Below are 24,592 nucleotides of genomic sequence, written 5' to 3' on the forward strand. Positions count from 1 at the left end.
TGCGCTGGGGGGTGGGGATGTAGCTGTCCACCGCCTCCATCAGCTTCAGGATGGACGGCTCGCCGATGTCGCTGGTGTCGCCCTCGAGCGCCTTGAGCGCCGAGCCGGGGACGATGGGGATGCTGTCACCCGGGAAGTCGTACTTCTTGAGCAGGTCCCGGACTTCCATCTCCACGAGCTCGCGCAGCTCGGGGTCGTCCAGCATGTCCACCTTGTTCAGGAAGACGACGATGTAGGGCACGCCGACCTGGCGGGCCAGCAGGATGTGCTCGCGCGTCTGGGGCATCGGGCCGTCGGCGGCCGACACCACCAGGATGGCGCCGTCCATCTGCGCCGCGCCGGTGATCATGTTCTTCACGTAGTCGGCGTGACCCGGGCAGTCGACGTGGGCGTAGTGACGGTTCTTCGTCTGGTACTCCACGTGCGCGGTGGAGATGGTGATACCGCGCTCACGCTCCTCCGGCGCCTTGTCGATCTGGTCGTACGCCATGAACGTGGCGCCGCCCGTCTTCGCCAGCACCTTGGTGATGGCGGCCGTCAGCGACGTCTTGCCGTGGTCCACGTGTCCGATCGTGCCGATGTTCACGTGGGGCTTGTTACGCTCGAACTTCTCCTTGGCCATGACACTCCTCTAAAAAATGGAGCCCTGAACCAGGATTGAACTGGTGACCTCGTCCTTACCAAGGACGCGCTCTGCCAACTGAGCTATCAGGGCTTGGCGATGCTGTGGACTACAACGGTTGGAGCGGGAAATGGGACTCGAACCCACGACATTCAGCTTGGAAGGCTGACGCTCTACCAACTGAGCTATTCCCGCGTTGCCGAGTGGAGGGAGGTGGATTCGAACCACCGAAGGCGTGAACCGGCAGATTTACAGTCTGCTCCCTTTGGCCGCTTGGGTATCCCTCCATATTCTCTTGCCATCTACTGCACTTCGGCACTGCATCCCGGGCCCTCATCCGCGGCCCCGTCCTACCTGGCCGGCGGCGGGACTTGAACCCGCGACCTACTGATTACAAATCAGTTGCTCTACCGACTGAGCTACACCGGCACTCATCGGCTACTGCCACCGCCGCCCTGCCCGACTTCAGCGGAACCGTCGACCACCCGGCACCGCCCTGAGAGGGGCGCCCTTTTAAAAGTCCCCACCGCCCAAGTCAAGGACATTGATCCCTTTGGACGGCGGCTACCGGACAGCGGCGTTCCCCCGCTGGCGGGCGACCTCGTATAGCAGAATGCCCGCCGAAACGGACGCATTCAGTGAACCGACCTGACCAGTCATCGGAATCCTGAGTCGGAAGTCGCAGTGCTTCAGGACGCCTTCCCGGACGCCTGCTCCCTCGGCGCCCACCACCAGGGCCAGGGGGCCGTCCAGCCGGGCGCTCCACATGGGCTCGGTGGCCTCCACGTCCGCCGCGGCCACCCACAGGCCGGCCTCCTTCAGCTCTTCCAGCGCGCGGGACACGTTCACCACGCGGGCGATGAGGCAGTGCTCCACCGCGCCGGCGGAGGCCTTGGCCACGGTGCCCGTCACCTGCACCGCCCGGTCCTTGGCAATCACGACGCCGTGCGCGCCCAGCGCGTTGGCCGAGCGGATGATGGCGCCCAGGTTGTGCGGGTCCTGGATGCCGTCCAGCACCACCACCAGCGGAGGCTGGCCGCTGGCCTTGGCGGCCTCCAGCACGTCCTCCAGCTCGGCGTACTTGTAGCCGCGCAGCTCCACCACCACGCCCTGGTGCACGCCGCCCTCGGCCAGCGAGGCCAGCCGCTCGCGCGTCACCTTCTCCACCCGGATGCCGGCATCGCGCGCCCGGCTGAGCAGCTCGCCGGCCGCCCGGGCCCCGAGCTGGCCTTCCACCAGGAACAGCCGCTCCACCTCGTCCGGCTTGGCCCGCAGGGCCTCGAGAGCGGGATTCACGCCGTACACGAAGCGCTGGTGCGACTCTCCGCCGCCCCGCTCCCGGCGCTCCCCTTCTCCCCGGCGCTCGCCACCCTCCCGACGTTCGCCACCTTCCCGCCGCTCACCGCGCTCGGCACCGCCCCGCTCGCCGCGGGCCCTGGGGGGACGCTCTCTCGTAGCCACCTAGAGGACCTCGACGGGAAGGGAGACCGTCTTCTGCTGACGGGCGCAGATCTTCTCCGTGCAGATGAAGAACACGAGCTTCGCGTCCACCGTGCCCTTGCCCGCGGCGGAGGCCGTGAGGGGGATCTCGAAGCGCGGGTCGACGAACTCCTGGCCCGCGGCCTTCTTCGCCACCGAGTCCTCGCGGCCCAGCTTCTCCTTCGCGGGAGCCACCTGGGTGCCCTTCACCTCGAGCTTCAGCGGGGCCTCTTCGGAGACGTGGGCCCCGGGCTTGGACTTGATGGAGAGGACGAAGACGCCCTTCTCCCCCGCCTTCACCTGCGTGGAGGTGCCCTCGGTGGACACCTCGTAGAGGGTGGTGGGGTCCACGTCGTCGGCGAACGCGGGGGCCGCCCAGGCAAGGGCCGCCAGCAGCGCGGCGACAGGGGTGAAGCGGTGGGTGCGCGTCATAAAGTCGTCTCCTCGAATCGGGTGCTGCGTATCACGCCCCGTGACGGCGGGGGCCGCCTTTCTCTTCAACCTCCGGCGCTGGCCTTGACGGGGCGGCCGTTGCCCTTCCGGTTGGAAGCCCCGGGAGGCAGGGGCGGCAGCGGGAGGGGCGCGGGAGGAGACAGGTCCGGAACGGACACCGGAGGTGCCCCGGCCGCCAGGGCCTCCGCGCGGGCAATGATGAGGGTGGCCAGGTCCATGCCCGTGGCGGCCTCCATCTCCGGGAGCGCGGGGGAGCTGTTCACCTCGAAGACCTTGGGCTGGCCCTGCACGTCCAGCATGTCCACCGCCGCCACCTCCAGCCCGACCAGCCGGGTGGCCTTCTCCGCGATGGCGCGCTGGCCAGGCGACAGCTCGATGGCCTCCAGGCGTGCGCCCTTGTTGAGGGTGTGCGCCAGACGGCCGGGACGCGGCCTGCGGCGCACCGCGGCCACCGCCTGTCCGCCGACCACGAGCACCCGCACGTCCTGGCCGGAGCTCTTCACGTACTCCTGCATGACGAGGTTGTGGCCCAGGCCCAGCACGGCCTCGAGGGCGGCCTCCAGCGACTGGAGGCTCTCGCACACCATGACGCCGTGCTTCTCCTGGCCCTGCAGCAGCTTCACCAGCACCGGCACGCCGCCGACCAGGCCCACCATCGACTTGAGGTGAGCGGCGTCACGCGCCATCACCGTGGAGGGGATGCTGATGCCGTGCGCGGACAGCAGCTGCAGCGAGCGCATCTTGTTGCGCGACTGCGCAATCGCCTGCGCGTGATTCACCAACGGCACCCCCGACAGGCCGAACTGGTTCACCACCGCGAGGCCATACGTGTTGATGGACTGGGCGATGCGCGGGAGGACGACGTCGGTGGGGGCCAGCTTCTTGCGGTCGTAGTAGAGCGTGGTGCTGGGCCCGTCCAGGTGCATCTGCACCCGGAGCGGGTTGAGCACCCGGACCCGGTGCCCCCGCGCGCGGCCCACCTCGACGAGGCGTCGGGTGGACGGGATGGAAGCGGAGCGCGAGAGGATGGTGGCTTTCATGGGCGGGGCGGCCGGACCGGGCGACGGACCTATAATCCTCGCCCAGGGCCGGGTAAAGCCGCCCCGCGACCAGCCAGGCTAGCGCTGGCGGATTGCCCGGATCTCGATGTTCACCGGCGCGTCCGGCGTGGACGCCTTGATGCGCTCGCAGGTCGCACCGTTGAAGAGCACGCCGCCGTTCGCCTCCACGTTGGCGTCCCACGTGGTCGGGCCGGCCGCGGTGCGCTCACCATCGATGTAGACGACGATGAGCTTGCTGTCGGTAGGCAGCTGCGAGGGGTCCATCCGGATGAGGCAGGGCTCCGGGTTGACGACCTTCTTGCTGATGGCCTCCAGCGCCTGGGCCAGCTCCGCCTGGTTGCCCGCCTGGTAGAAGCCCCGCTGGCACAGCCGCGTGTTGGGGTCGCACGGGTCGTTCGGGCCGCACGACGTCTGGCCCGCCTCGCACGTCCGGGCGAAGCCGCCGGCCCGGGCCATGGCGTCCAGCACCGCGGGGCCATTGCCACCGGCCGTCTCCGCGCCGAAGCCGATGACGATGGTGGTGATGTCCTTCGCCTTCAGCTCCTGCACCGCCTGCACGGAGGCGTCCATGTCCAGGCAGCCGCTGCGCACGAAGCTGCCCGTGCACGCCGACACGCCCGTCTGCGTGCACTTGCACGCCGCGCTGGTGCCGTCGTTGACATTCTGCGGGTTGCAGTTGGGCAGGCCGTCCGTCAGGAGGATGACGAAGTCCGTGCGGTCCTCGGACTGCATCGCCTCCAGGTTCCCCACGAAGCGCAGGCTCAGGCTGGTGGGCGTACCGCCCGAGGGATTGCCCTGACCGAAGTTGGGGATGCCCTGGATGATGGCGTTGATGTCGTTCGCGTGCGCCAGCAGGCCCGCCTCGTCCTCGACCTGCGCGAGCGGCTTGCGCACCGAGTTCGCCGTGGAGGGATTGCAGGACACGGCGCTCGAGGTGGAGCCGCCCGTCTCGGGATAGGTGGTCAGGCCGAAGCGGACGTAGCGGCCGCTGTCCGCGAGGAAGTCGGGAACCGCGGCCTGCAGCTCCGTCCACCGCGTGGGGCAGATGCGGGTGTCGCACGGACTCGACGTGCCGCAGACCACCATCTCGTCACCGTCCTCGACGAGGCAGCTGGGGTTGCTCTTGTTCACCGGGTCCGTCATGGAGCCGGAGGTGTCCACCAGCATCATGATGTTCGGCTTGCGGCCACGCGCAGTGATCGTCTCCTCCACCGTCGTCTGAGCGATGGCGAGCGGCTCCACCGGCTCGAAGTCGTAGGTCTGACAGCCCGCGACGAGGGCACCCGAGAAGGTGCCAAGGGCGAGGGCGCTCAGGAGGGTCAACTTGGCGCGCATAGATGGGGGTTCCTTCTGCTTCTTGAGGGGGACGCGAGCTGCTGCGTATCGACAGAGTACCGCGTCATTCCCGCAGGAGGCTACAGCATTGCCGGACAGGGGCCCGGTCGTCCGGATGCTGCCGGGACGATACAACCACACCCGATATCAACACAGGCAGGCGCCGCGTAGCAGACACACCCACCCGACCGGAGGGCAGGTGCGGGCCTACAGCGCGAGGGTGCGTGCGCCCTCGGTGAGACGCCACAACGAGGCAAGCCCCATCACCTCATCGAGCCTGTCTCGCAGGTCTTCCGGGTCAAAGCCGCAAATCCGCACCGTGGTGTCGCAGGCGATGAGCTTCGCGCCCAGGGCACGTGCCTCTTCCAGCATGCGCGCCGGGGGCAGCACTCCCAGTTGCTCCGCCCGTGTGAGCGCTTCTCGCTCACGCTCGGTGTGTGGCAGGCCGAAGCCTCCGCTCGCGAGCTGGCGCAGCGCATCGAAGGCGAAGACGAAGTACACCTCGTCGCCCATGGCCACGGCGGTAATCCCCATGGAGGCGGCCTGGAAGGCCGGCTCATACGTGGCGTGCTGGAGGAAGAAGAAGACGCGTCCGGCCATGGCGGGAGGACCATACCGGGGTTCGAGTCCGGAGGGTCAATCGGCGTATAACCCGGGGAGTCACCCTTCCGGGGAGCCCCCATGCCGACACCCCTGCCCCCTCGTTCCGGGGCCGTCCCTCCTCGCGGTGCCCGTAGCTCGCGGCGTCGCGCGTGGCATGCAGTGGTCGGCGCCGTGCTGCTCGCCGGCTCCAGCGGCGTGGCCGTGGCGCACACGCGCTTCGCCGTCGAGTCACCTCCCGCGTCCCCTGCCCCCTCGGGCGACCTGCGCGCGCGGGTGCTGGACCTGCTCGCCCGCTCGTCGGGCGGTGCGCGCGAGGAGGCCTGGCGCCGGCTGGGCCCCGAGGCCGTCCCCGTGCTCACCGCGCTCGCAGTGGACCGCGCCACGCCCACCGCGCAGCGTGCGCTGGCCCTGACGTCGCTGGCCCTGGTGGACCCGACGTGCGGCGCCGGCTCCATCCGAGAGGTGCTGGAGGACGCGCGGGCTCCAGCGGACGTGCGTGCCAGCGCGGCGGCGGCGCTGGCCCGGTGCCTGGGGCTGGAGGCCATCCCCACCCTCATCACCCGGCTGAAGGACCGCGAGGACCGCGTGCGCGAGGCGGTGGCGGTGTCGCTCGGGAGGCTGGGCGGCCAGCAGGCACGCCAGGCGCTGGAGGATCAGCTGCCCATGGAGGAGCAGCCCCTCGTCCGCGAGGCGCTCCAGCGCGGGCTCACCCTCGTGGAGCCCTGAAGACGGACTTCCGGGCTCGCGTCGGCCCGGAGCTTCCGTTACATGGGGGCCATGCGGCCTACCGTCCTCCTCTTCGACATCGATGGCACCCTCATCTCCAGCGGAGGCGCGGGGCGCCGCTCCATGGACGTCGCCTTCGAGCAGTTGCACGGCCGCCGGGATGCGTGCGACTCCTTCAGCATGGCCGGGATGACCGACCGCGCCATCGTCCGCAAGGCCCTGCGCATCATCGGCGCGGAGGACTCGCCAGAGGCCATCGACGCGGTCATCGCCGCGTACCTCGCGCACCTCGCCCTGGAGGTGCACAAGGCGGATGACCAGAGCTACCGCGTGTTCCCCGGCATGCGCGAGGCCGTGAAGGCGGCCCGCCTGCGCGAGGGCTTCGCCGTGGGGCTGGGCACCGGCAACGTGCGCCAGGGCGCCCGCGTGAAGCTGGAGCGCGTGGCCATCTACGACCAGTTCGACTTCGGCGGCTTCGGCTGCGACCACGAGGACCGCGTGGAGCTCATCCGCTGCGGCGCGAAGGCCGGCGCGGCCCGGCTGGGCGCGCCCCTGGAGGAGTGCCGCGTGGTCGTCATCGGCGACACGCCCAAGGACGTGCACGCGGCCCGGGGCATCGGCGCCGAGTGCATCGGCGTGGGCACCGGCTCCTACACCGCCCAGGACCTGCTGGACGCCGGCGCCAACGTCGCCTACCCCGACTTCTCGCACCCGGAGGCGCTGACGGTGCTGCTCGGAGGACGCTGAGCCCCTGACCGGCCGCTCCGCGCGGAGCGCCGGGTGTGCTATCTCCCGCCGCCCTTCCGAGGAGCCCGTCGCATGTCGTCCACGCTCGAGTCGTATGAGCTCATCCGCTTCGCCGAGGCCTTCGAGGCCCGGCTCGCCACCGCGGGGGAGATGCTCGCGGGCCGGCCCGGCCTGGAGCCCGAGAAGGGCTGGCTGGCCGCCGCCCTGGAGCTGGTGCGCACCACGCGCGCGCCCTCCGGTGACGTGCTGGACCGGGTGAAGGACCTGCCCGAGCTGGAGGAGGCCCGCGAGGAGTTCGGCTACCACCAGTTGGGCCTGTGGGTGGATGCCCTGGAGAAGCTGCACGCCGGCATCACCTTCACCGCCAGCAGCCGCGCGCCCGTCATCGAGGCGCTGTTTCCGCACGTCAAGTTCGCCCAGCTGCGCCGCGCCCCCCGCGACACCATCCTCGAGTACGCCACGTCGTACGAGCGGCGCACGAAGAGCGCCTACGTGACGCGCATCTTCGCTCGCGACGACTTCGCCCTGGTGCGGCCGGTGATGGAGCAGGTGGCCGCGGCCCACGCGGCGTGGCGCTCCAGCCACGAGCCCGCCCCGCTGACTCCGGAGCAGGAGAACGTGCTGCGCGAGGAGCTGGTCGCGCTGGGCCGGAAGCTCGACGTGGCCCTGCGCCAGGCCCGCCTGCTGTCCGAGGCCGCGCTGGTGCCCGTGCCCAGTGTGCACGAGGCCGCCGGACTCTCCCTCAAGCCCAAGCGCCGCGCCGGACGCGGGCTGGGGCCGTCCGCCGACGAAGGCATGGGAGGCTTCAACGAAGAGCCCGTGGACTCCATGGAGCCGACCGAAGCGGAGCTCGCCGAGGTCGCCGCGCTGGATGCAGGCGGGGAGCCCATCAGGAGGGAGGCCGCCGCTCCGGCGTCCGGGGAGCTGGGTACAGCCCCGGAGGAAGAGGACCGCTCCGCCGACGAGCTGCCGATGGATGACGCGGGTGCTGACGCCGCGGGGGCAGATGACGACTCCGGGAGCACCGTGAGCGAAGAAGGAAAGTCCGCGGCGGACGGAGACCTGGCCGCCACGGCCCCAGCGGCGGCTGAGCGCGCGACCGCTCCGCACGGAGGCACCGGCGCGCGTGGCTCCGCGTCGAACAAGTCCACCGCCTCCAGGCATGGGGGCGAACCGGGCGAGGCTTCCGCCTCGGGCGCGACGGCGCATGGCCCGGCGCAGAACGGAGCCACCGCGTCGGCTGGCGGAGGCAAGGCGGCACGCTCGCGGGCCTCCGCGCCGCCGCCCACCGAGGCCCCGGTCCCAAGCGACACGGACGTCTCCACGGACACCACGGGTCAGGACAGCGCGCCCGAGCCCCGTGGTGCTCGCAAGGGTCGCAAGAAGGCGGAGGCCGCTCCCGCGTCCGAGGCAGAGGCCCCTGTCCCGGCCAGCACGGAGGCCCAGGCGCCTCGCGTGCGGAAGAAGAAGGCGGCGCCCGCTCCGGACGCTTCCGGATCCGATACACCCTGAGCCCCGAGCGCCCCTCGGACCACGCCGTTAGAGGAACCCGGCCATGGCGGACGTCGCCCTTCCCATCGATCCCCTCCTGCCGGAGATCGTCTCCACGCTGCGCGGCGCGCGCTCGCTCGTGCTGGAGGCCCCGCCCGGTGCGGGAAAGACGACGCGCGTGCCTCGCGCGCTGCTGGAGGCCGGGCTCGGACAGAGCAAGGAGATCATCGTCCTCCAGCCCCGCCGCCTGCCTACCCGGCTCGCCGCCCAGCGCGTCTCCGAGGAGCTGGGCGAGCGCGTGGGTGACACCGTCGGCTACCAGGTCCGCTTCGAGGACGTGCGCAGCGCGAAGACGCGCCTGTCCTTCGTCACCGAGGGCGTGCTCGGCCGCCGCCTGCTGTCAGACCCGAAGCTGCGCGACGTGGGCGTCGTCGTGCTCGACGAGTTCCACGAGCGGCACCTGTCCGCGGACATCTCGCTCGCGCTGCTGCGCCGGCTCCAGGAGACCGCGCGCCCCGACCTCAAGGTGGTCGTCATGTCCGCGACCCTGGAGGCCGAGCCCATCCGTGCGTACCTCGGAGGTTGTCCCTCCCTGCGCTCGGAGGGCCGCCGCTTCGACGTGAGCGTGGAGTACCTGCCCACGCCCGACGAGCGGTACCTGGACCAGCAGGTCCTCTCCGGCATCAAGCGCGTGTTCGCCAACGGCCTGGACGGCGACGTGCTCGTCTTCCTCCCCGGCGCAGGTGAAATCCGCCGCGCGCGAGACGCCTGCGCCGAGTTCGCCGAGCGCCACGGCGCCGACGTCCTCCCCCTCCACGGAGACCTGTCCCCCGCGGAGCAGGACCGCGCCGTGCGCCGCAGCCCGCGCCGGAAGATCATCCTCTCCACCAACGTGGCGGAGACGTCCGTCACCATCGACGGCGTGGCCGTCGTCATCGACACGGGCCTGGCGCGCGTGGCCAGCCACTCGCCCTGGTCCGGCCTGCCCCAGCTCAAGCTGGCCAAGGTCAGCCGCGCCTCCGCCATCCAGCGCGCGGGCCGCGCCGGCCGGACCCGCGCCGGCCAGTGCCTGCGCCTCTACACGCAGCACGACTTCGACGGCCGGCCCGAGCAGGAGGCCCCCGAAATCCGCCGCATGGACCTGACGGAGACGGTGCTCGCCCTGCGCGCCTCCGGCGTGACGGACCTGGGTGCCTTCCCCTTCTTCGAGCCCCCGCCCCCCGCTTCGCTCGAAGCCGCGGAGACCCTGCTGCGCCGGCTGGGCGCGGTGGATGCGAAAGGCCTGGTCACCGACGTGGGCCAGCGCCTGCTGCGCTTCCCCGTCCACCCGCGGCAGGCGCGCGTCATCGTCGAGGGCGAGCGCCGGGGCGTGGGCGCCGAGGCCGCCACGCTCGCGGCCCTCATGGGCGAGCGCGACATCCGCCGCGAGGCTCGCGCCAACCTGGGCCCGGGAGGGGGCCGCGCCTCCGCCATCGTCAGCGGGCCCTCCGACCTGCTGGAGCTGCTGGAGCGCTTCCGAGACGCCGAGCGCGCCAACTTCGCCAGCGGGCGCCTGCACTCGCTCTCACTGGAGCAGGGCGCGGTGCAGGCCGTGGACCGCGTCCAGAAGCAGCTGCGGCGCGCGGTGCGGACGCAGGGCGAGCGGCCCCACCGTGCCGAGGACGTGGAGCAGGCGCTAATGCTCAGCGTGCTCGCCGGCTACCCGGACCGCGTGGCCCGCCGGCGCCGCCCGCGCGCACCCGAGCTGCTCCTCTTCGGCGGCGGCACCGTGTCCCTCTCCGAGGTGAGCGTGGTGCAGGACGCCGACCTCATGGTGGCCGTGGACGCCGAGGAGCGTCCGGGCCGCGGCGCCATGGTCCGCATCGCCAGCGCCGTGGAGCCCGAGTGGCTGCTCGACCTCTACCCCGACGCGCTGGAGGAGGTGGACACCCTCCAGTGGAACGCCGAGGCCCGCCGCGTGGAGCGCCTCACGCGCCTGTCCTACGGCAACCTCGTGCTGGAGGAGACGCGCACCCCTGCCCCGCCCTCCGAGGCCACCGCTCGCGTCCTCGTCGAGGCCGCGCTCGCCGCCGGCCCGGGGAAGTTCGCGGACCCGGAGGCGCTGGAGCAGTGGCGCACCCGCGTCGCGCTGCTCGCCCAGGCCTTCCCCGAAGCGAAGTTCCCCGCCGTGGACGACACTTTCCTGCGCGATGCCCTGGCCTCGCTGTGCTCGGACGCGCGCAGCTTCAAGGACCTGGAGGGCGTGTCGCTGCTCGACGCCCTCTATGCCCGGCTCACCTCCGAGCAGCAGCGGCTGCTGGCCACGCACGCTCCGGAGCGCGTGACGCTGCCCGGTGGCCGGGGCGTCAAGGTGCACTACGAGCCGGGCAAGCCGCCCTGGGTGGAGTCCCGCCTGCAGGACTTCTTCGGCATGGCGCAGGGCCCCAACGTCTGCGCGGGCCGCGTGCCGCTCGTGCTGCACCTGCTCGCGCCCAACATGCGCGCGGTGCAGGTCACCACGGACCTGGCCGGCTTCTGGGAGCGGCACTACCCCGCCATCCGCAAGGAGCTGTGCCGCAAGTACCCGCGACACTCGTGGCCGGAGGACCCGCGCCACGCACAGCCGCCCGCGCCCAGGCCGCCGCGCCGCTGACAGCGGTCGGGCGTCGGCTCCGGCGCCCGGCCACTACAGGCGCTTGTGCATCTCCAGGTGGTCGATGCCGGCTTCCTGGAACACGGCGCCCACGGCCTCGTAGCCGTGCTTCTTGTAGAACTCGAGCGCGTACAGCTGCGCGTGCAGCATGATGCCGGTGACGCCCCGCCGCCGCGCCTCGTTCTCCAGCTCCGTCAGCAGCAGGGAGCCCACGCGCGCCTTGCGGTGCGCCTGGAGCACCGCCATGCGGCCAATCTGTCCCCACGTGCCCGTCTGGTTCGCTGGAGGTTGGGGCAGCATGACGAGCCGACCCGTGCCGATGGCGTGACCGCCCTGGTTCGCGATGACGTGGTAGGCGTTGGCGTCCTCGGCGTCCCGCTCGATGCCTTCGGGGACGTGCTGCTCCTCGATGAACACCACCTCGCGGATGGCGAGCGCCTGCATGAGCTCCGCCTCACCCTGGATCTGGGTGATGGTGACGGGCGCGGATGTATCCGTGGGAGAAGCCATGTCGTGGGCAAGGTACACAAAAGACCGCGAGGCCAACAGGCGGAAAAGCTCCCCGGCATGTCAAGGTCCGGCCTGTATGCCAAGCCAGCATCCGGCGGCCGGCCGTCTATCCCTGGCCGGCTTCTATTTCTTCTATTACGCGGCAGTGGGAATCGTCCTGCCCTTCCTGCCTGCATATCTCAAGTCGCTGTCGCTCTCGACGACGCAGGTGGGGCTGCTGCTGGCCATCAATCCGCTGGTCTCGCTGCTCGCTCCCCCACTGTGGGGTCACCTGGCCGACCGCACCGGGCGCGCCTCGCGCATCCTCACCGTGCTGGCATCCGGAGCGGTGCTCGCGTTCTCACTGCTGCTGCTGGCGCGAGAGTTCCCCGCCCTGGTGGCGTCGCTCGTCACGTACGCCTTCTTCGTGACGTCCTTCACGCCTCTCATCGATAGCCTGGCGCTGCACCATGTCGCTCGCGCTGGCGGCAGCTATGCCCACCTGCGGCTGTTCGGCTCGCTGGGCTTCATCGCCTCCAGCGTGGGGTTCGGCCTGCTGGTGACGCGGGTGGACCGGATCACCGTCATCACGGCCCTGGGCCTGCTGGCGCTGCTGCTCGCGTGGAGCTTCACGCTGCGGGACACGCCCGCATCGGGCGATGTCCGGCCGCACCCACTGGCCGGAGTGAAGCTGCTGCGACACAGGGACTTCCGCTGGATGCTTTCGGCCACATGCCTGCACTGGATGGCCTGCGCGCCCTACCACGGCACGCTCTCCATCCACGTCACCGCGCTCGGGCTGTCACCCGCCGTGGTGGGCGTGACGGCGGGCGCGGGCGTGGTGGCGGAGGTGGTGGTGATGGCGCTCTACCCGCGCCTGGCGGCGCGCTTCGCCCCCCGCCACGTGCTGGCCCTGGCCTTCGCGTCGAGCGCGCTGCGCTGGGCTGGCATGGCGCTGACGTCGTCCGCGGGGGTGCTGGTGGGGCTCGCGCCACTGCACGGGCTGACCTTCGGCGCCTTCTACGTGGCCAGCGTCGCCTTCCTCGCGCGCCGCGTGCCTCCGGAGCTGCGGGCGTCGGGACAGGCGCTGTTCGCCGCCGTCACCTTCGGCATGGGAGGACTGGTGGGGTATGCCGGCTCGGGGGCCGCGTATGACTGGCTGGGGGGACACCGGCTGTTCGCCGTGGCGGCCGGGCTGGAACTGGTGGCCCTCTTCCTGGTGCTCCAGGCCTCGCCACCGGGGGAGCCGGAGGTGCGGCCCTCGCGGGGCGCGGTGGAAGGGCCGGGGCCTCTTCCCCAGGAGGCCCCGTGATAGGCTGGGGGCGTCATGCGTTCCGCCCCACTGCTCGCACTCGCCCTGGGCCTGCTGGCCATGCCCGCCGCCGCCCAGCCGGAGTTCTTCTTCGGTACCGGCCAGCCCCCCGTCTTCCGCGAGGAGGACATGGACAAGCGCTTCACGCGCACGCGGATGTACCAGGCACTGCGCCAGGGCACCAACGACCCCAACTGCGCGCAGGTGCTGGGGGCGATGCTCACGCTGCTCGGTGAGACGGCGCCGCTGTTCCACAAGCGCGACGAGAACTTCATGCTGGAGCCGGTGCTGGTCCAGGCGCTGAGCACCCAGCTCGTCAACCCGCGCTTCCCGGGCAACGCCTTCTTCGTCGCCATGGTGCGGCGGGCGCTCATCGAGCAGAAGCTGCCCCCCGAGTGGCTCGTCACCGCGCAGGCGCTGGCGCCGTACTACCCCGCCATGGACATGGGCAAGCTGCGCTTCCTGTCCGACGGCGTGAAGCCGCTGGACAGCTTCCTGCTCACCCTGCCCGTGCTGCGGCAGCGGTATTCCGAGGACGTGCAGCGCGCCACCTCCGTCGCCGCGTCCACCGCCGAGGCCCTCTTCCGCGACAACTACCTGGACCACGAGCTGGCCTTCGCCAACGTCGAGGTCATCGACGTGAAGCTGGAGAAGCCGAAGAAGAAGCGGCTCAAGAAGGGCGAGGAGCCGGAGAAGCCGATGATGGTGGCCCGCCTCGTCTGGGTGGAGCCGGAGCCGCCTTCGACGACGCAGTACGAGTTCCAGTTCGGCAAGCCCCGCCAGCGCGCCAAGGTGGAGCTCACCGCGAAGCTCCTGGACTCGCAGTACGTCGACCTCAACAAGCTGCTCCGGGGGACCAAGGTCCTCGTGCGGGGCCGCTTCTGGGATTACAAGAAGGGGATGACCGCCATCGAGCTGCGAGACGCGCTGCTGTTCCCCGAGCGCGACTGGTCGCAGGTCTCCGGCCTGGTGGACCCGGCCGCGCTCGCCGCCTGCCCCCTGGCCGTCAATGACCTGACGGGCATGGCCGCCGTCCAGCCGGGAGCCTTCGGCAAGACACCGCGCTGACGGGCATCCCGCTCCCGGACGCCCATCCGTCCTCCCGCACGGCCTTCTCCAGCGCCACGAGAGGGCACCCGTCCTGGCACGGCCCCTGCTCTCCCCGCGCCACCCACGCGAGGGAGGGCAGCCATGAAGGTCGACGCGCCAGAGTCTCAACCCGCACCCGAGAAGCAGGCCCCCGACGGAGCCCGGTTCAGGAAGGCGCTCCAGGAGGCGGACTCGCGCCGGCCCGCGCCCACCGGAGGAGCCGCCGTCCGTGCCCCTGGAGCTCCCGGAAGGGCGCCCCCCGCGGGGCAGCTCTCGCGGCCTCTCGCGCCCGCCTCCACCGCGCGTGCAGCAGGCCCCGTCCTCGCCACCGCGCGGGGCGCCCTGGCCAGCCCGGAGAACCTCACCCGGACGCGCCAGGTGATGCACGTGGAGGCGCAGCGCCTGGGCACCGTCCGCGGCGAGGCCAGCACCCACGTCCAGGAGCGCAACGAGCACCGCCTCACCGACCTCATCGCTCGCGAGCTGTCGCGCGACCCACGGGCCACGCCTCCTCCGCTCGCCGATGCGCGTTCGCCTTCCGTGGCCCCTCCCCCCGAGACGCGGCGGGAAGGAATGGACGTTCCATTCCAGGAAGGTCGCGGGGTGGCGGTGGTGGGGCCGGGAGGCTCCGGAGCGGCCAATACCCAGGAGGTGCCCGCGGCGACGCGTGCCGAGGCAGCCCTGGAGCTCATCCAGCGCATCGAGGTCTTCGTGAAGTCCCAGCGGCCAGCGCTCAGCCTCAGCCTTCGCGGCGGCCTGGAGGCCACGGTGGAGGTAGAGCGGACGGGCCCGCGCGAGGTGGCGCTGCGCATCCAGGGACACCGGGGGCCGGTGCCGACCGAGGACGTCGCGCGGCTGCGGGACGCCCTGGAGGCGCGGGGCCTTCGACTCCGCTCCCTGCATGCGCAGTAGGCGCCGCCACAACGACGAAGGCCCTCTCGCCGGGTGGCGGAGGGCCTTCTGGGGACACGCTGGCGTGAGCGCGGACGGCCTACTTGCCCGGCTTCGCCTCGAGCATGCCGCGCTTGTCCTGCTTGTCCTTGTACTCCTCGGCCTCGGGCAGCGGGGCCTTCTTCTCGGCGATGTTCGGCCACTTGGCGGAGAAGTCCGCGTTCAGCGGCTTGTACTCCTTCCACTTCTCGGGGAGCTCCGTCTCCGGGAAGATGGCCTTGGTGGGGCACACGGGCTCGCAGGCGCCGCAGTCGATGCACTCGTCCGGGTGGATGACCAGGAAGTTGGCACCTTCGTAGAAGCAGTTGACCGGGCACACCTCCACACAGTCGGTGTACTTGCACTTGATGCAAGGCTCGGCGACGACGTAGGCCATGGAACGTTCTCCTTAGAAGATTCTAGCGCGTCCGTGGGCGCGCACAGTAGTGGTTCGAGCCGGCGATGGCACCCTGAAATTGTGCCGCTCGCCGGCTCGGAAGTGGGGTCAGCCCAACAGGCCCTGGGCCCGAAGCTGCTCGGCCACGAGGATGGCTCCGCGCGCGGCGCCCATCTTCGTGTTGTGGGAGACGAGCACGTACTTGAAGCCGTTCTCCAGCACCCCGTCCTCGCGCACGCGGCCCACCGTGGTGGCCATGCCGCCGTGGGTGTCCCGGTCCAGCCGGGGCTGGGGACGGAACGGGTCGTCGAGCACCTCAATCCACCGCGGAGGAGCGGACGGCAGGTCGCGGGCCACCTCGGCCCCCCGCCACTCGCGCATCGCCTGCGTCACCTCGGCCACCGTGGCCTTTGCTCCCAGCGACACGAACACGGACTCCGTGTGCCCTTCCATCACCGCCACGCGGGTGCAGGTGCAGGACACCCGGACATCGTGGGGGGTGAGCGCCGCGCCGCCGGGACGCAGGGCGCCGAGGATCTTCTTCGTCTCCACCTCCACCTTGTGCTCTTCCTTGGGGATGTAGGGGATGACGTTGTCCAGGATGTCCAGGCCGATGACCCCCGGCGAGCGGCCGGCGCCGGACATGGCCTGGAGGCTGGTCATCAGCACGGCCTTCACACCGAAGCGCTCGGCCAGCGGGGCCAGCGTCACCGCGAGGCCGGTGGTGGTGCAGTTGGGGATGGGAACGATGTAGCCCTTCCAGCCGCGCCGCTTCTGCTGCTCGCGCACGAGCGGCGCGTGGGCGGCGTTGACGGGCGGGATGAGCAGCGGGACGTCCTCCTCGTAGCGGAAGGCGCTGGCGGCGGAGAAGACGGGGATGTCCTTCGCCAGCCGAGGCTCCAGCTCCCGCGCGACGTCCGCCTCCACGGCGGAGAAGACCAGGTCGTAGTCCTTCGCCTGCAGCGCGTCGCCGGCCATCACCTTCATTCCGGCAATCGCGGCGGGCAGCGGCTCGGGGACGAACCAGGCCGTCATCCCGTTGGCCGTCTTCAGCGCCTCCCCGTAGGTTTTGCCCGCCGAGCGGGGCGACGCGGCGAGGCCGGTCAGCTCGATGAACGGGTGGTCCTTCAGGGCCGCGATGAACTGCTGTCCAGCGAGCCCTGTGGCGCCGACGAGCGCCGCGCGAAGCCTGGCCATGGGGGCATTTCTCCGGTGAGGGAAGAAGACCGCCGCTCCATACACTTTTTGACGACGCGCCGCATCCACCCTGCGTCAGTGGCGCATGGCCACCTGCGCGTGGGCATGGCGCTCCGTGGGGAAGCCCCCCGTCACCCAGGCCATCAAGCCTCCGTCGAGGCAGACGGCCTCACGCCCCTGCATGCGCAGCAGGCGACAGACGCGGCGCGTGTCCCTGCCGTCCGGCGAGCAGCCGCACAGGACGATGAGCTCGTCGTCGGGGAGCATGTGGAGATCACGCGCGACCTCCGCGGGAGTCATTCTCAGTGCACCGGGGATGTGCAGGTCATATCGGTCCCAGTCCGAGGGGTCGCGACAGTCGAGGACGAGCACTTCATCGTCACCCAGACGCATGTACAGCTCAGCACACAGGATGGTGGGCTCCACGAGACCTCCGCGGGGTCTTCTCCGGGAACCCGGAGCCCCCGGAGCCTGTTCCGTGGCGCTCGCCCGGCTGCCCCACCCTCGCGGCCTACGGGCATGCCGCACCGCGCCGTGAGCCGGCGGAGGCGGTGCCGCCCGCCTCCTCCGGAAACGCCGCTCCTACAGGCCGAGCTGCTTGGCGATGATTTCGTTCATCACCTCGCTGGTGCCACCGCCGATGGGGCCCAGCCGCGCGTCGCGCCAGTGACGCTGGATGTCATACTCCATCATGTAGCCTGCGCCGCCGTAGAGCTGGAGGCACTCGTCCGCCACGCGGCACGCCGTCTCCGTGGCGACCTTCTTGGCCATGGACGTCTGCGCGACGGCCCACTCCCCGGCCACGTGCAGCCGCAGCGCGTGGTAGGTCAGCTGACGCGCGCACTCCCGGGCGGTGAACAGGTCCGCCAGCTTGTGGCGCACCACCTGGAACTGGTTGAGCGACTGGCCGAAGGCGCGGCGCGACTTCACGTGCTCGAGCACCTTCTCCAGCATGTCGTCCGCGGCGCCCAGCGCGCCCAGGGCCAGCGACAGGCGCTCCCACTGGAAGTTGCCCATGATCTGCGAGAAGCCCTGCCCCTCCACCCCCAGCAGGTTCTCCGCGGGGATGCGGCAGTCCTCGAAGAACAGCTCCGCGGTGTCCGAGGCGCGCCAGCCCACCTTCTTCAGCTTGCGTCCCACGGAGAAGCCCGGCGTGCCCTTCTCCACCACCAGCATGGACAGGCCCTTGTGGCCGGCGGACGGGTCCGTCTTCACCGCCAGCACCACGAAGTCCGCGCGCACGCCGTTGGTGATGTACGTCTTGGAGCCGTTGACGACGTAGACGTCACCCTCGCGGCGCGCGGTGGTGCGCAGGCCCGCCACGTCCGAGCCGGCGTCGGGCTCGGAGATGCCCAGCGCGCCAATCTTCTCCCCGCGGATGGCGGGGGCCAGCCAGCGGCGCTTCTGCGCGTCCGTGCCGAACAGGTGGACGGGGCCGGTGGAGATGGTGAACTGCGCCGCCAGGCCCGCGGACACACCGCCCGAGCCGCACCGGCCCAGTTCCTCCAGGAGCACCGCCTCGTACAGCTCGCCGGCCGCCGAGCCCCCGTACTCCACGGGGTACTTCAGCCCGAGGAAGCCCAGCTCGCCAAAGCGGGCGTACAGCTCCCGGGGGAACTCCTCCTGCTCCTCCCACTGCTGGGCGAACGGCAGGAGCTCCTTGTCCACCACCGCCCTCACCGTGCGACGGAACGCGTCGTGCTCCTCCAGGTACAGCCCGTGGCCATGCAGCATCTCGAGGCACCTCTCAGTTCAATCGGGCGCCACATGCGCACCCGGGGTGGAACGACTCACCGCGCCATGCTACCGGGACACAATGCCGAAGGGCCGCTGTTGCATCCTTGACCGGCCGGTGGGGGGCTGCGTATAAAGCCGACCCCATCCTCTCGGCGCCATAGCCAAGTGGTAAGGCAAAGGTCTGCAAAACCTTCATTCCCCGGTTCGAATCCGGGTGGCGCCTCAAAAGACAAAAGGCCCGATGCGGAGTGATTCCCGCATCGGGCCTTGTCTTTTTCCGGGCCCGGTCAACCCCGGGCCCGGCGTGCCGCGGTGAGGCAGGGCCCTGTCAGCAGCCCAGCTCCACCGCGCCGATGTCCGGGCCCACGCCGCAGAAGGGCAGGCCCACGTCGGCGCCATGGTCCACGGCCACCGGGCCGGGGGCGAAGGACTCGCCGAGGTCCGGGGAGCCGGCGGTGGAGGTGGCGTCGCCGGTGGCGGACTTGAACTGCTCCAGCCCCACCAGCGTCCCGTTCTGCTTGAACTGCGCGCCGGCCGGGAAGAGGTTGGAGCCCATCTTCACACCGGGGGCCTGGCCGCCCAGGCTCACCGCCAGGGGCGTGGCGTCCACGATGTTGTTCTGCACCACCGCGGCCTGGGTGGGCCCGCCGGTGCCGTGGCCGATGATGAGCGCGGTGCCCACGCGGGTGATGGTGTTGTTGACCACCACGGTGCCATTGGAGTTCTCCAGGCGGATGCCGGTGCCCTCGCCGCCGCCGACGCTGCTGATGTCGCGCACGCGGTTGCGGCGGATGACGATGCCAGAGGGCATGGGGCCCTCGCGGTTGCCACCCACGGAGATGCCCTTGGCGGAGTCGTAGATTTCGTTGTCCTCCACCGTCACGTCACGCGCGGAGTAGTGCACCACGACGACGTCGCCCTTCGCCGTGGAGGACGGGCGGAACTGGTGCATCCGGTTGTTGCGGATGACCACGCGGTAGCACGTCTTGATGTCCACCGCGTTCTCACGGTTGGCGTAGAAGTGGTTGTTCTCCACCACCAGCCCGTCCGCGGGCGGCAGCGAGCTGAAGCCCTCGGGCCCCAGGCACTGGACGGAGTCACCCGAGTTGTCGTGGATGTCGTTGTTGCGCACGGTGATGTCGCGCGACGTGGGCTGCACCACGACGCCGTGCGAGTCCTTGTCGCCCGTGTTCTTCAAGAAGTCGTGGATGTGGTTGTTCTCGATGGTGGCGCCCCGGGCGTTGTCGTAGGTCGTCACGCCCGCGCCGGCGCCGCCGTGGTGCAGCTCCGAGTTGGCCAGCACCGAGCCCGTCACGTCCCCCTGGAAGGTGACGGCGAAGAAGGACTGGCGCTGCACGTCGACCTCGAAGCCGTCGATGACCCAGTTCGGACGGCGCAGCTGGATGAGCGCCCCGCCGCCGTTGCCGGGGATGATGCGCGGACGGCCCTCGCCCTGGAGGGTGATCTTCGCGTCGGGCGTGCCCGGCTTCGCGTTGGTGTCGATGACGATGCGCTCGGGATAGGTGCCGGCCAGCACGCGGATGACCTCGCCGGGGTTGGCCTGGCTGATGGCCTTCGCGATGGTGCGGAAGGGCGCCGCGGCGCTGCCGTCACCGGCGTCGTTGCCGCTCTGGCTCACCACCCACTCTCGGGAGAAGGCCGCGGGCACCGCGGGAGACAGCGGCATGGCCTGGATGCCCGGCTGCGGGCCCGGCTCGGCGAGATTGACGTGGTCCGGGTGCGCGGGCAGCTCCGCCACCGGGGTGTCCGGGACGGGCTGCACGCCCAGGGCCGGACGGGCGACAGGGCCCGCGCCGGGCGCGGGAGCACCGGGCGCCGCGGGGGCACCGGGCGCCGCGGGGGGCGCCATGGGGGACGGCGCGGGGGTGGACGGAGCGACCGTCCCCAGGTCCGGCAGGTTGAACCAACCGCCCTGGTCCTGGGCGTGGGCAGTCGCGCCGAGCATGAGCAGGCTCGCGGCCAGGGCGGCCGTCGGGGTCTTCAGCGTCAAGCAGTTGCCTCGTCGAATTTTCATGAGCAGGGCCAACGCCGGAGTCGTGGCGCTCTATTCACGCCCCGCCCTGTCGGCCCCGGCGCAGCCCTTGCGGCCCGGCGGGCGTACGCCCGTGACATCCCCGAGGAACGGCGGCTACGGTGGCGCCCTCCGTGCGACCCGCCGTCTCGCTGCTCCTCGTCACCGTCCTCTTCACCGCCTGCGCGGCGCCGAAGCCCGCGCCCGGCAAGCCCCCTCCCCCGCCCCCCGGGCAGGCAGGCGTGTCTCCAGACGGTGGCACGGGGCCGCTGGAAGCCCCCGCGGCGCCTGACGGGGGCGCCGTGGGCTCCGACGCGGGGACGCCGACGCTCCCGGGCGGCGAGGACCCGCTGGCCCAGGGACTGCCGGGGCCGGGAGACCTCAAGCGGCTGGACTTCCGGGGCGGCGAGCCCCGCATCCCCATCCGGCTGATGGAGGGCCGGCGCGAGGTGATGTTCTCCTCGCGGGGCCGGATGCGGCTGCGCTTCGGCGGGCCCGACGACAAGGTGCTGGACGCGGCGGCGGGCACGCGCTGGACGGTGCGCGTGACACAGGGCGAGCCGGCGGTGCTCTCCGCGCGCGTGCAGCTGGGCGAGTTCCGCGTCGCGGACCGCGAGGGCCTGAGCGCGGCGCAGGAGGAGTGGCGGGCCCGCGGGCTGGCGGTGCGCGCGCACGTGCTGGGCGCGGTGTACGGCATCGCCGGCAAGGTCATCGACAACCGGCGCTACCTGCTCCTGCTGGACGAGGCGCTCTCCCCCGAGGCGGCGGCCCGCAAGCAGGCGGAGCTGCTGCGCGAGTACGGGGTGCGCACGTCGCTCTTCGAGGAGGCGCGCACGCCCGCACGCGCCATCCTGGAGCTGAGGGACGAGTCCGGCGTCGTGGTGGGGCTGGCACAGGACCGGCTGGACGCGGAGACGCCGGACGGCGCGGGCTTCGACGTGCGGCAGGTGGAGTACGGCGTCGGCTACGACTTCCACGGCTTCGAGGACCGCACCTTCCGGGGCGCGCTGCAGCTGGTGGTGGACCGCGCGGGCCTGCTGGCCGTGGTGAACGTCGTCCCCCTGGAAGACCTCCTGAAGGGGCTGGTGCCGGCGGAAATCTTCGCGCGCGCCCACCCGGAGGCCCTCAAGGCCCAGGCCGTCACCGCGCGGGGCGAGGTGCTGGCCAAGGTGGGCATCAAGCACCTGGCGGACCCGTACCTCCTCTGCTCCGAGCAGCACTGCGCCGTGTACCGGGGCCGCACGGGCGAGGCGGCCAGCACCACCGCCGCCGTGGAGGCCACCCGGGGCGAGGGCCTCTTCAGCGCGGACGGGCGGCTGGTGGACTCGGTGTACAGCGCGGTGTGCGGCGGCCACACGGAGGACAACGACGTGGTGTGGGGCGGGCCGCCGGACCCCACCCTGCGCGGGCGCCCGGACGTGCTGGAGCCCGCCGGCCGCATCCCCCTGCCCGCCCACCTGGAGGAATGGCTGTCCGCCTCGGACCTGCCGGCCGCCTGCCGGCTGTCCAGCTTCGCGCAGCCCACCAAGTTCCGCTGGGAGAAGCGCTTCACCGCGGCCCAGGTGGACGCCCTGACGGAGAAGCTGGGGGTGGGGCGCATCCAGGCCCTGGCCCTGTCCGAGCGGGGGGTGTCCGGACGGGCGCGGGTGCTGACGCTGTCAGGGGACAGGGGCGCCACCCAGGTCCGGGGCGAGCTGAACATCCGCCGGCTCTTCGGCATGCTCAACAGCAGCATGGCGGTGGTGGAGCCCGAGCGGGATGCCGAGGGCCAACTCACCGGCTGGCTTTTCCGTGGCGGGGGCTGGGGCCACGGAGTAGGGATGTGCCAGACAGGCGCCATCGGCCGGGCGGAGGCCGGGCAGCGCTACCAGGACATCCTCCGTCACTACTTCAACGGCGCCGAGGTGGCCCCCATCTATTGAAGTCCGAGGGGGACGCCCATGCGTACCAGTGCACGTCTCGCGAATCTCCTCCCCTGCCCACCTGTTCTGCCGCGAACGGGACGGGACTAGACAGCCGGCCTGGAGGTTTATCATCGCGCCGTGAGCACGGGTCCTTCTCCTACAGACTGGCGTCGCCGGAAGCGAAGGGGGTCGCCGTGGCGGCTCGTCGCGGCGGTGGCGCTCGCCCTCCTGGTGCACGTGGCCTATGTGGGTGCCGTGCTCCTGGCGGGCTCCCTGCAGCCGGGCTCCGCCTCCAAGGACCGCAAGCCGGTGACGCGGCCCACCTCCGTGGCCGTCCGCCCGCTCACCGCGGACCAGTGGGCGAAGAACCGGGGCAAGAACGCGCCCTCCGCCAAGGTGACGCAGCGGCCCCGCGCCCAGGAGAAGAAGCCCGAGGAGAAGAAGCCGGAGACGCGCCCCGAGGGTCAGGTGGTGGACGTCGCCCCGGGCAACGAGCAGGAGGCGCCGGACGCGAAGTACCTCGCGGAGAGCAACAACCGCGTGGACAAGGAGACGCGCGCCCGGGAGCAGACGCCCTTCTACCGCAACGCCACGCCCCAGCGGACCGCGCCCAAGGACCAGCAGGGCGCGGACAGCCAGGCGCAGGCGCCCCGCATCGCCGGCAACAACGGCATGGGCAATGACGACAACCCCATGTCCGAGGCCGGCCAGAAGTCCGCCTTCGAGATTCCCGACGCGCGCCGCAAGTCCGAGGTCGCCGTGAAGACGGACCCCAACACGCGCGGCCCGGGCGTCGTCGTGAATCCCCAGAACGAGAGCGACGAGGTGGTGGGCAACTCGAAGCGCCTGCGCATCCAGCCGGGCTTGGGCGAGGAGCAGGACGGCTCGGCCGGGCGCGTGGGCGCTCCGGGCGTGGCCGCGCTGATGCCGTCCCGCGCCGTCATGGACAAGGTGCTGGGCGCCGCCCCCAATGACCACCTCGACGAGGCCGACGAGGGCGACGCCACCCTCCTCAACACGCGCGAGTGGAAGTACGCCAGCTTCTTCAACCGCGTGAAGCAGAGCGTGGGGATGCACTGGAACCCCAACGAGCAGCTGCGCCGAAGGGACCCCACCGGGAGCACCTACTCCGGGAAGGACCGGTACACGCTCCTGGAAATCACGCTCGACGAGAAGGGTCAGGTGAAGGACATCCAGGTGGAGAAGAGCAGCGGCCTGGACTTCCTGGACCTGGAGGCGGTGTCCTCCTTCAAGCGCGCGCAGCCCTTCCCCAATCCGCCGCCGGGCCTGCTGAGCCAGGACGCGGAGGTGAAGTTCCAGTTCGGCTTCTTCATGGAGTTCGGCGGCGGCCCGCGGATGCGGCTGTTCCGCCAGCCCAACTGAAGGCCCACGCTTCTCTCGCCGCCGGGCGGGGTTCCCACTACCCTGCGGCGCCGTGGAAACCTCTGTCGGCGACCGCAGCCTCGCCCTTCAACAGCGCAGCCGGAAGATCCGCGTCGTCCTGCTGGCCATCCTCGGGGCCAACTGGGTGGTGGCCGCCGCCAAGCTCGTCTTCGGGCTGCTCAGCCACTCCGCCGCGGTGACGGCGGACGGGCTGCACTCGTTCATCGACGGGGGCTCCAACGTGCTGGGGCTGGTGGCCATGGGCGTGGCCTCGCGGCCGGCGGACGAGGACCACCCCTACGGGCACGGCAAGTTCGAGGCGCTCGCGTCGCTGGGCATCGGCGCGATGATTGGCATCGGCATGCTGGAGCTGGGGCGCATGGCGCTCGACTCGCTGCTGAAAGACAAGCACCCGCAGGTGACGGCGACGATGGCGGGGGTGATGGTCTTCACCCTGGTCGTCAACGTCGCGGTGACGCGGGTGGAGCGGCACTACGGCCAGAAGTACAAGAGCACCCTGCTGCTGGCGGACGCGAGCCACACCATGTCCGACGTCTGGGTCACCCTCGCCGTGCTGGCCTCGCTGCTGCTGGTGTGGCTGGGCTTCCCGCGCGCGGACGGGCTGATTGCCCTGGGCGTCATGGTGTTCGTGGCGTGGGTGGCCTACGGCATCGTCCGGCAGGCGGTGGGCATCCTGTCCGACACGGCGCGGTTGGACCCGGTGGAAGTCGCGCGGCACACCACGGGCGTGGTGGGCGTGCGCTCCTGCCGTGACGTGCGCAGCCGCGGCATGGAGGAGAGCGTCTACGTGGACCTCAAAATCGAGGTGGACCCGAACCTGTCCACCGCGCAGGCCCACGAGGTGGCGGACCGCGTGGAGCGCGCCATCCAGGACAACTACCCGCAGGTGGTGGACGTGGTGGTCCACGTGGAGCCGGCGCGCGCCGGGGCGTCCCGCCCGTAGGCCCCGGGA

22 protein-coding genes and 5 tRNA genes are annotated in these 24,592 nt (G+C 71.2%); 11 read left to right on the forward strand and 16 right to left on the reverse strand.

What is annotated here, in order from left to right:
• The 10 genes from LXT23_RS34380 to LXT23_RS34425 all read right to left on the reverse strand — a co-directional run.
• Positions 1-622 (reverse strand): GTP-binding protein (locus tag LXT23_RS34380; protein ID WP_253984630.1); only part of this gene is annotated, 622 nt, incomplete at its 3' end.
• Between the two features lie 17 nt (positions 623-639).
• A tRNA-Thr gene (locus LXT23_RS34385) sits at positions 640-715 on the reverse strand.
• A gap of 26 nt (positions 716-741) precedes the next feature.
• A tRNA-Gly gene (locus tag LXT23_RS34390) sits at positions 742-817 on the reverse strand.
• 9 nt (positions 818-826) lie between these two features.
• Positions 827-909 (reverse strand) — tRNA-Tyr (locus tag LXT23_RS34395).
• A gap of 69 nt (positions 910-978) precedes the next feature.
• Positions 979-1,051: transfer RNA gene (locus LXT23_RS34400), tRNA-Thr, on the reverse strand.
• Between the two features lie 135 nt (positions 1,052-1,186).
• On the reverse strand, positions 1,187-1,927 hold the full coding sequence (rlmB, locus tag LXT23_RS34405) for a 23S rRNA (guanosine(2251)-2'-O)-methyltransferase RlmB (RefSeq protein ID WP_253984875.1): 741 nt from the start codon (positions 1,925-1,927) through the stop codon (positions 1,187-1,189).
• A 156-nt stretch (positions 1,928-2,083) separates the two neighbouring features.
• Positions 2,084-2,533, reverse strand: a complete 450-nt coding sequence (locus LXT23_RS34410; RefSeq protein WP_253984631.1) for a hypothetical protein — start codon at positions 2,531-2,533, stop codon at positions 2,084-2,086.
• 65 nt (positions 2,534-2,598) lie between these two features.
• A complete protein-coding gene (locus tag LXT23_RS34415) occupies positions 2,599-3,594 on the reverse strand; it encodes an ATP-grasp domain-containing protein (protein ID WP_253984632.1) in 996 nt (331 codons plus the stop codon).
• Between the two features lie 78 nt (positions 3,595-3,672).
• Positions 3,673-4,950, reverse strand: coding sequence for an adventurous gliding motility lipoprotein CglB (cglB, locus tag LXT23_RS34420; protein WP_253984633.1), 1,278 nt, complete (start codon positions 4,948-4,950; stop codon positions 3,673-3,675).
• 207 nt (positions 4,951-5,157) lie between these two features.
• Positions 5,158-5,550, reverse strand: coding sequence for a hypothetical protein (locus LXT23_RS34425; protein WP_253984634.1), 393 nt, complete (start codon positions 5,548-5,550; stop codon positions 5,158-5,160).
• 162 nt (positions 5,551-5,712) lie between these two features.
• On the opposite strand from LXT23_RS34425, the gene LXT23_RS34430 reads away from it, so the two are divergent.
• From LXT23_RS34430 to hrpB, 4 genes are all read left to right on the forward strand, one after another.
• Positions 5,713-6,279 carry a HEAT repeat domain-containing protein gene (locus LXT23_RS34430; RefSeq protein WP_253984635.1) on the forward strand — a complete coding sequence of 189 codons (567 nt, stop codon included), beginning with the start codon at positions 5,713-5,715 and terminating at the stop codon, positions 6,277-6,279.
• Between the two features lie 42 nt (positions 6,280-6,321).
• Positions 6,322-7,026 carry an HAD family hydrolase gene (locus tag LXT23_RS34435; RefSeq protein ID WP_253984636.1) on the forward strand — a complete coding sequence of 235 codons (705 nt, stop codon included), beginning with the start codon at positions 6,322-6,324 and terminating at the stop codon, positions 7,024-7,026.
• Positions 7,027-7,098: 72 nt separating this feature from the next.
• Complete coding sequence (locus LXT23_RS34440) at positions 7,099-8,538, forward strand: hypothetical protein (RefSeq protein ID WP_253984637.1); 1,440 nt, start codon at positions 7,099-7,101, stop codon at positions 8,536-8,538.
• A gap of 43 nt (positions 8,539-8,581) precedes the next feature.
• Entirely contained in the window at positions 8,582-11,149 is a 2,568-nt protein-coding gene (gene hrpB, locus LXT23_RS34445) for an ATP-dependent helicase HrpB (protein WP_253984638.1), read from the forward strand.
• Positions 11,150-11,182: 33 nt separating this feature from the next.
• Here hrpB and LXT23_RS34450 read toward each other — a convergent pair whose 3' ends face one another.
• A complete protein-coding gene (locus LXT23_RS34450) occupies positions 11,183-11,659 on the reverse strand; it encodes a GNAT family N-acetyltransferase (protein ID WP_253984639.1) in 477 nt (158 codons plus the stop codon).
• 76 nt (positions 11,660-11,735) lie between these two features.
• Between LXT23_RS34450 and LXT23_RS34455 the strand changes: the two genes are divergently transcribed.
• The 3 genes from LXT23_RS34455 to LXT23_RS34465 all read left to right on the forward strand — a co-directional run bounded on the left by LXT23_RS34455 (position 11,736) and on the right by LXT23_RS34465 (position 14,951).
• Positions 11,736-12,950 (forward strand): MFS transporter, encoded by a 1,215-nt coding sequence (locus tag LXT23_RS34455; protein WP_253984640.1) that lies wholly within the window; start codon positions 11,736-11,738, stop codon positions 12,948-12,950.
• Between the two features lie 15 nt (positions 12,951-12,965).
• Positions 12,966-14,018, forward strand: coding sequence for a hypothetical protein (locus LXT23_RS34460; RefSeq protein WP_253984641.1), 1,053 nt, complete (start codon positions 12,966-12,968; stop codon positions 14,016-14,018).
• Positions 14,019-14,141: 123 nt separating this feature from the next.
• Positions 14,142-14,951 (forward strand): hypothetical protein, encoded by an 810-nt coding sequence (locus tag LXT23_RS34465; RefSeq protein WP_253984642.1) that lies wholly within the window; start codon positions 14,142-14,144, stop codon positions 14,949-14,951.
• A gap of 79 nt (positions 14,952-15,030) precedes the next feature.
• Here LXT23_RS34465 and fdxA read toward each other — a convergent pair whose 3' ends face one another.
• From fdxA to LXT23_RS34485, 4 genes are all read right to left on the reverse strand, one after another.
• A complete protein-coding gene (gene fdxA, locus LXT23_RS34470) occupies positions 15,031-15,366 on the reverse strand; it encodes a ferredoxin FdxA (protein WP_253984643.1) in 336 nt (111 codons plus the stop codon).
• A 108-nt stretch (positions 15,367-15,474) separates the two neighbouring features.
• Positions 15,475-16,563, reverse strand: a complete 1,089-nt coding sequence (asd, locus tag LXT23_RS34475) for an aspartate-semialdehyde dehydrogenase (RefSeq protein WP_253984644.1) — start codon at positions 16,561-16,563, stop codon at positions 15,475-15,477.
• Positions 16,564-16,638: 75 nt separating this feature from the next.
• The gene (locus tag LXT23_RS34480) at positions 16,639-16,989 is read right to left on the reverse strand and encodes a rhodanese-like domain-containing protein (RefSeq protein WP_253984645.1); all 351 of its coding nucleotides are present in this window, start codon (positions 16,987-16,989) and stop codon (positions 16,639-16,641) included.
• Between the two features lie 156 nt (positions 16,990-17,145).
• A complete protein-coding gene (locus LXT23_RS34485; protein WP_253984646.1) occupies positions 17,146-18,297 on the reverse strand; it encodes an acyl-CoA dehydrogenase family protein in 1,152 nt (383 codons plus the stop codon).
• Between the two features lie 154 nt (positions 18,298-18,451).
• On the opposite strand from LXT23_RS34485, the gene LXT23_RS34490 reads away from it, so the two are divergent.
• Positions 18,452-18,523, forward strand: a tRNA-Cys gene (locus LXT23_RS34490).
• 105 nt (positions 18,524-18,628) lie between these two features.
• Here LXT23_RS34490 and LXT23_RS34495 read toward each other — a convergent pair.
• The gene (locus LXT23_RS34495; RefSeq protein ID WP_253984647.1) at positions 18,629-20,335 is read right to left on the reverse strand and encodes a right-handed parallel beta-helix repeat-containing protein; all 1,707 of its coding nucleotides are present in this window, start codon (positions 20,333-20,335) and stop codon (positions 18,629-18,631) included.
• Between the two features lie 131 nt (positions 20,336-20,466).
• Between LXT23_RS34495 and LXT23_RS34500 the strand changes: the two genes are divergently transcribed.
• The 3 genes from LXT23_RS34500 to LXT23_RS34510 all read left to right on the forward strand — a co-directional run bounded on the left by LXT23_RS34500 (position 20,467) and on the right by LXT23_RS34510 (position 24,583).
• Positions 20,467-22,254: a SpoIID/LytB domain-containing protein gene (locus tag LXT23_RS34500; protein ID WP_253984648.1), complete on the forward strand. Its 1,788-nt coding sequence runs from the start codon at positions 20,467-20,469 to the stop codon at positions 22,252-22,254.
• A gap of 120 nt (positions 22,255-22,374) precedes the next feature.
• Positions 22,375-23,619: an energy transducer TonB family protein gene (locus tag LXT23_RS34505; RefSeq protein WP_253984649.1), complete on the forward strand. Its 1,245-nt coding sequence runs from the start codon at positions 22,375-22,377 to the stop codon at positions 23,617-23,619.
• A gap of 52 nt (positions 23,620-23,671) precedes the next feature.
• A complete protein-coding gene (locus LXT23_RS34510) occupies positions 23,672-24,583 on the forward strand; it encodes a cation diffusion facilitator family transporter (protein ID WP_253984650.1) in 912 nt (303 codons plus the stop codon).
• Positions 24,584-24,592: the final 9 nt, after the last annotated feature.

The sequence above is a fragment of the Pyxidicoccus xibeiensis genome (genome assembly GCF_024198175.1).
In the GTDB taxonomy this organism is placed as follows: Bacteria; Myxococcota; Myxococcia; order Myxococcales; family Myxococcaceae; genus Myxococcus; species Myxococcus xibeiensis.

Excerpts from the sequence above, each read along its gene's own strand:
- fdxA (WP_253984643.1), bottom strand. The coding sequence starts at position 15,366 with ATGGCCTACGTCGTCGCCGAGCCTTGCATCAAGTGCAAGTACACCGAC.
- LXT23_RS34460 (WP_253984641.1), top strand. The coding sequence starts at position 12,966 with ATGCGTTCCGCCCCACTGCTCGCACTCGCCCTGGGCCTGCTGGCCATG.
- LXT23_RS34455 (WP_253984640.1), top strand. The coding sequence starts at position 11,736 with ATGCCAAGCCAGCATCCGGCGGCCGGCCGTCTATCCCTGGCCGGCTTC.
- LXT23_RS34435 (WP_253984636.1), top strand. The coding sequence starts at position 6,322 with ATGGGGGCCATGCGGCCTACCGTCCTCCTCTTCGACATCGATGGCACC.
- hrpB (WP_253984638.1), top strand. The coding sequence starts at position 8,582 with ATGGCGGACGTCGCCCTTCCCATCGATCCCCTCCTGCCGGAGATCGTC.
- LXT23_RS34415 (WP_253984632.1), bottom strand. The coding sequence starts at position 3,594 with ATGAAAGCCACCATCCTCTCGCGCTCCGCTTCCATCCCGTCCACCCGA.
- cglB (WP_253984633.1), bottom strand. The coding sequence starts at position 4,950 with ATGCGCGCCAAGTTGACCCTCCTGAGCGCCCTCGCCCTTGGCACCTTC.
- LXT23_RS34440 (WP_253984637.1), top strand. The coding sequence starts at position 7,099 with ATGTCGTCCACGCTCGAGTCGTATGAGCTCATCCGCTTCGCCGAGGCC.
- LXT23_RS34495 (WP_253984647.1), bottom strand. The coding sequence starts at position 20,335 with ATGAAAATTCGACGAGGCAACTGCTTGACGCTGAAGACCCCGACGGCC.
- LXT23_RS34465 (WP_253984642.1), top strand. The coding sequence starts at position 14,142 with ATGAAGGTCGACGCGCCAGAGTCTCAACCCGCACCCGAGAAGCAGGCC.
- LXT23_RS34425 (WP_253984634.1), bottom strand. The coding sequence starts at position 5,550 with ATGGCCGGACGCGTCTTCTTCTTCCTCCAGCACGCCACGTATGAGCCG.
- LXT23_RS34485 (WP_253984646.1), bottom strand. The coding sequence starts at position 18,297 with ATGCTGCATGGCCACGGGCTGTACCTGGAGGAGCACGACGCGTTCCGT.
- asd (WP_253984644.1), bottom strand. The coding sequence starts at position 16,563 with ATGGCCAGGCTTCGCGCGGCGCTCGTCGGCGCCACAGGGCTCGCTGGA.
- LXT23_RS34410 (WP_253984631.1), bottom strand. The coding sequence starts at position 2,533 with ATGACGCGCACCCACCGCTTCACCCCTGTCGCCGCGCTGCTGGCGGCC.
- LXT23_RS34450 (WP_253984639.1), bottom strand. The coding sequence starts at position 11,659 with ATGGCTTCTCCCACGGATACATCCGCGCCCGTCACCATCACCCAGATC.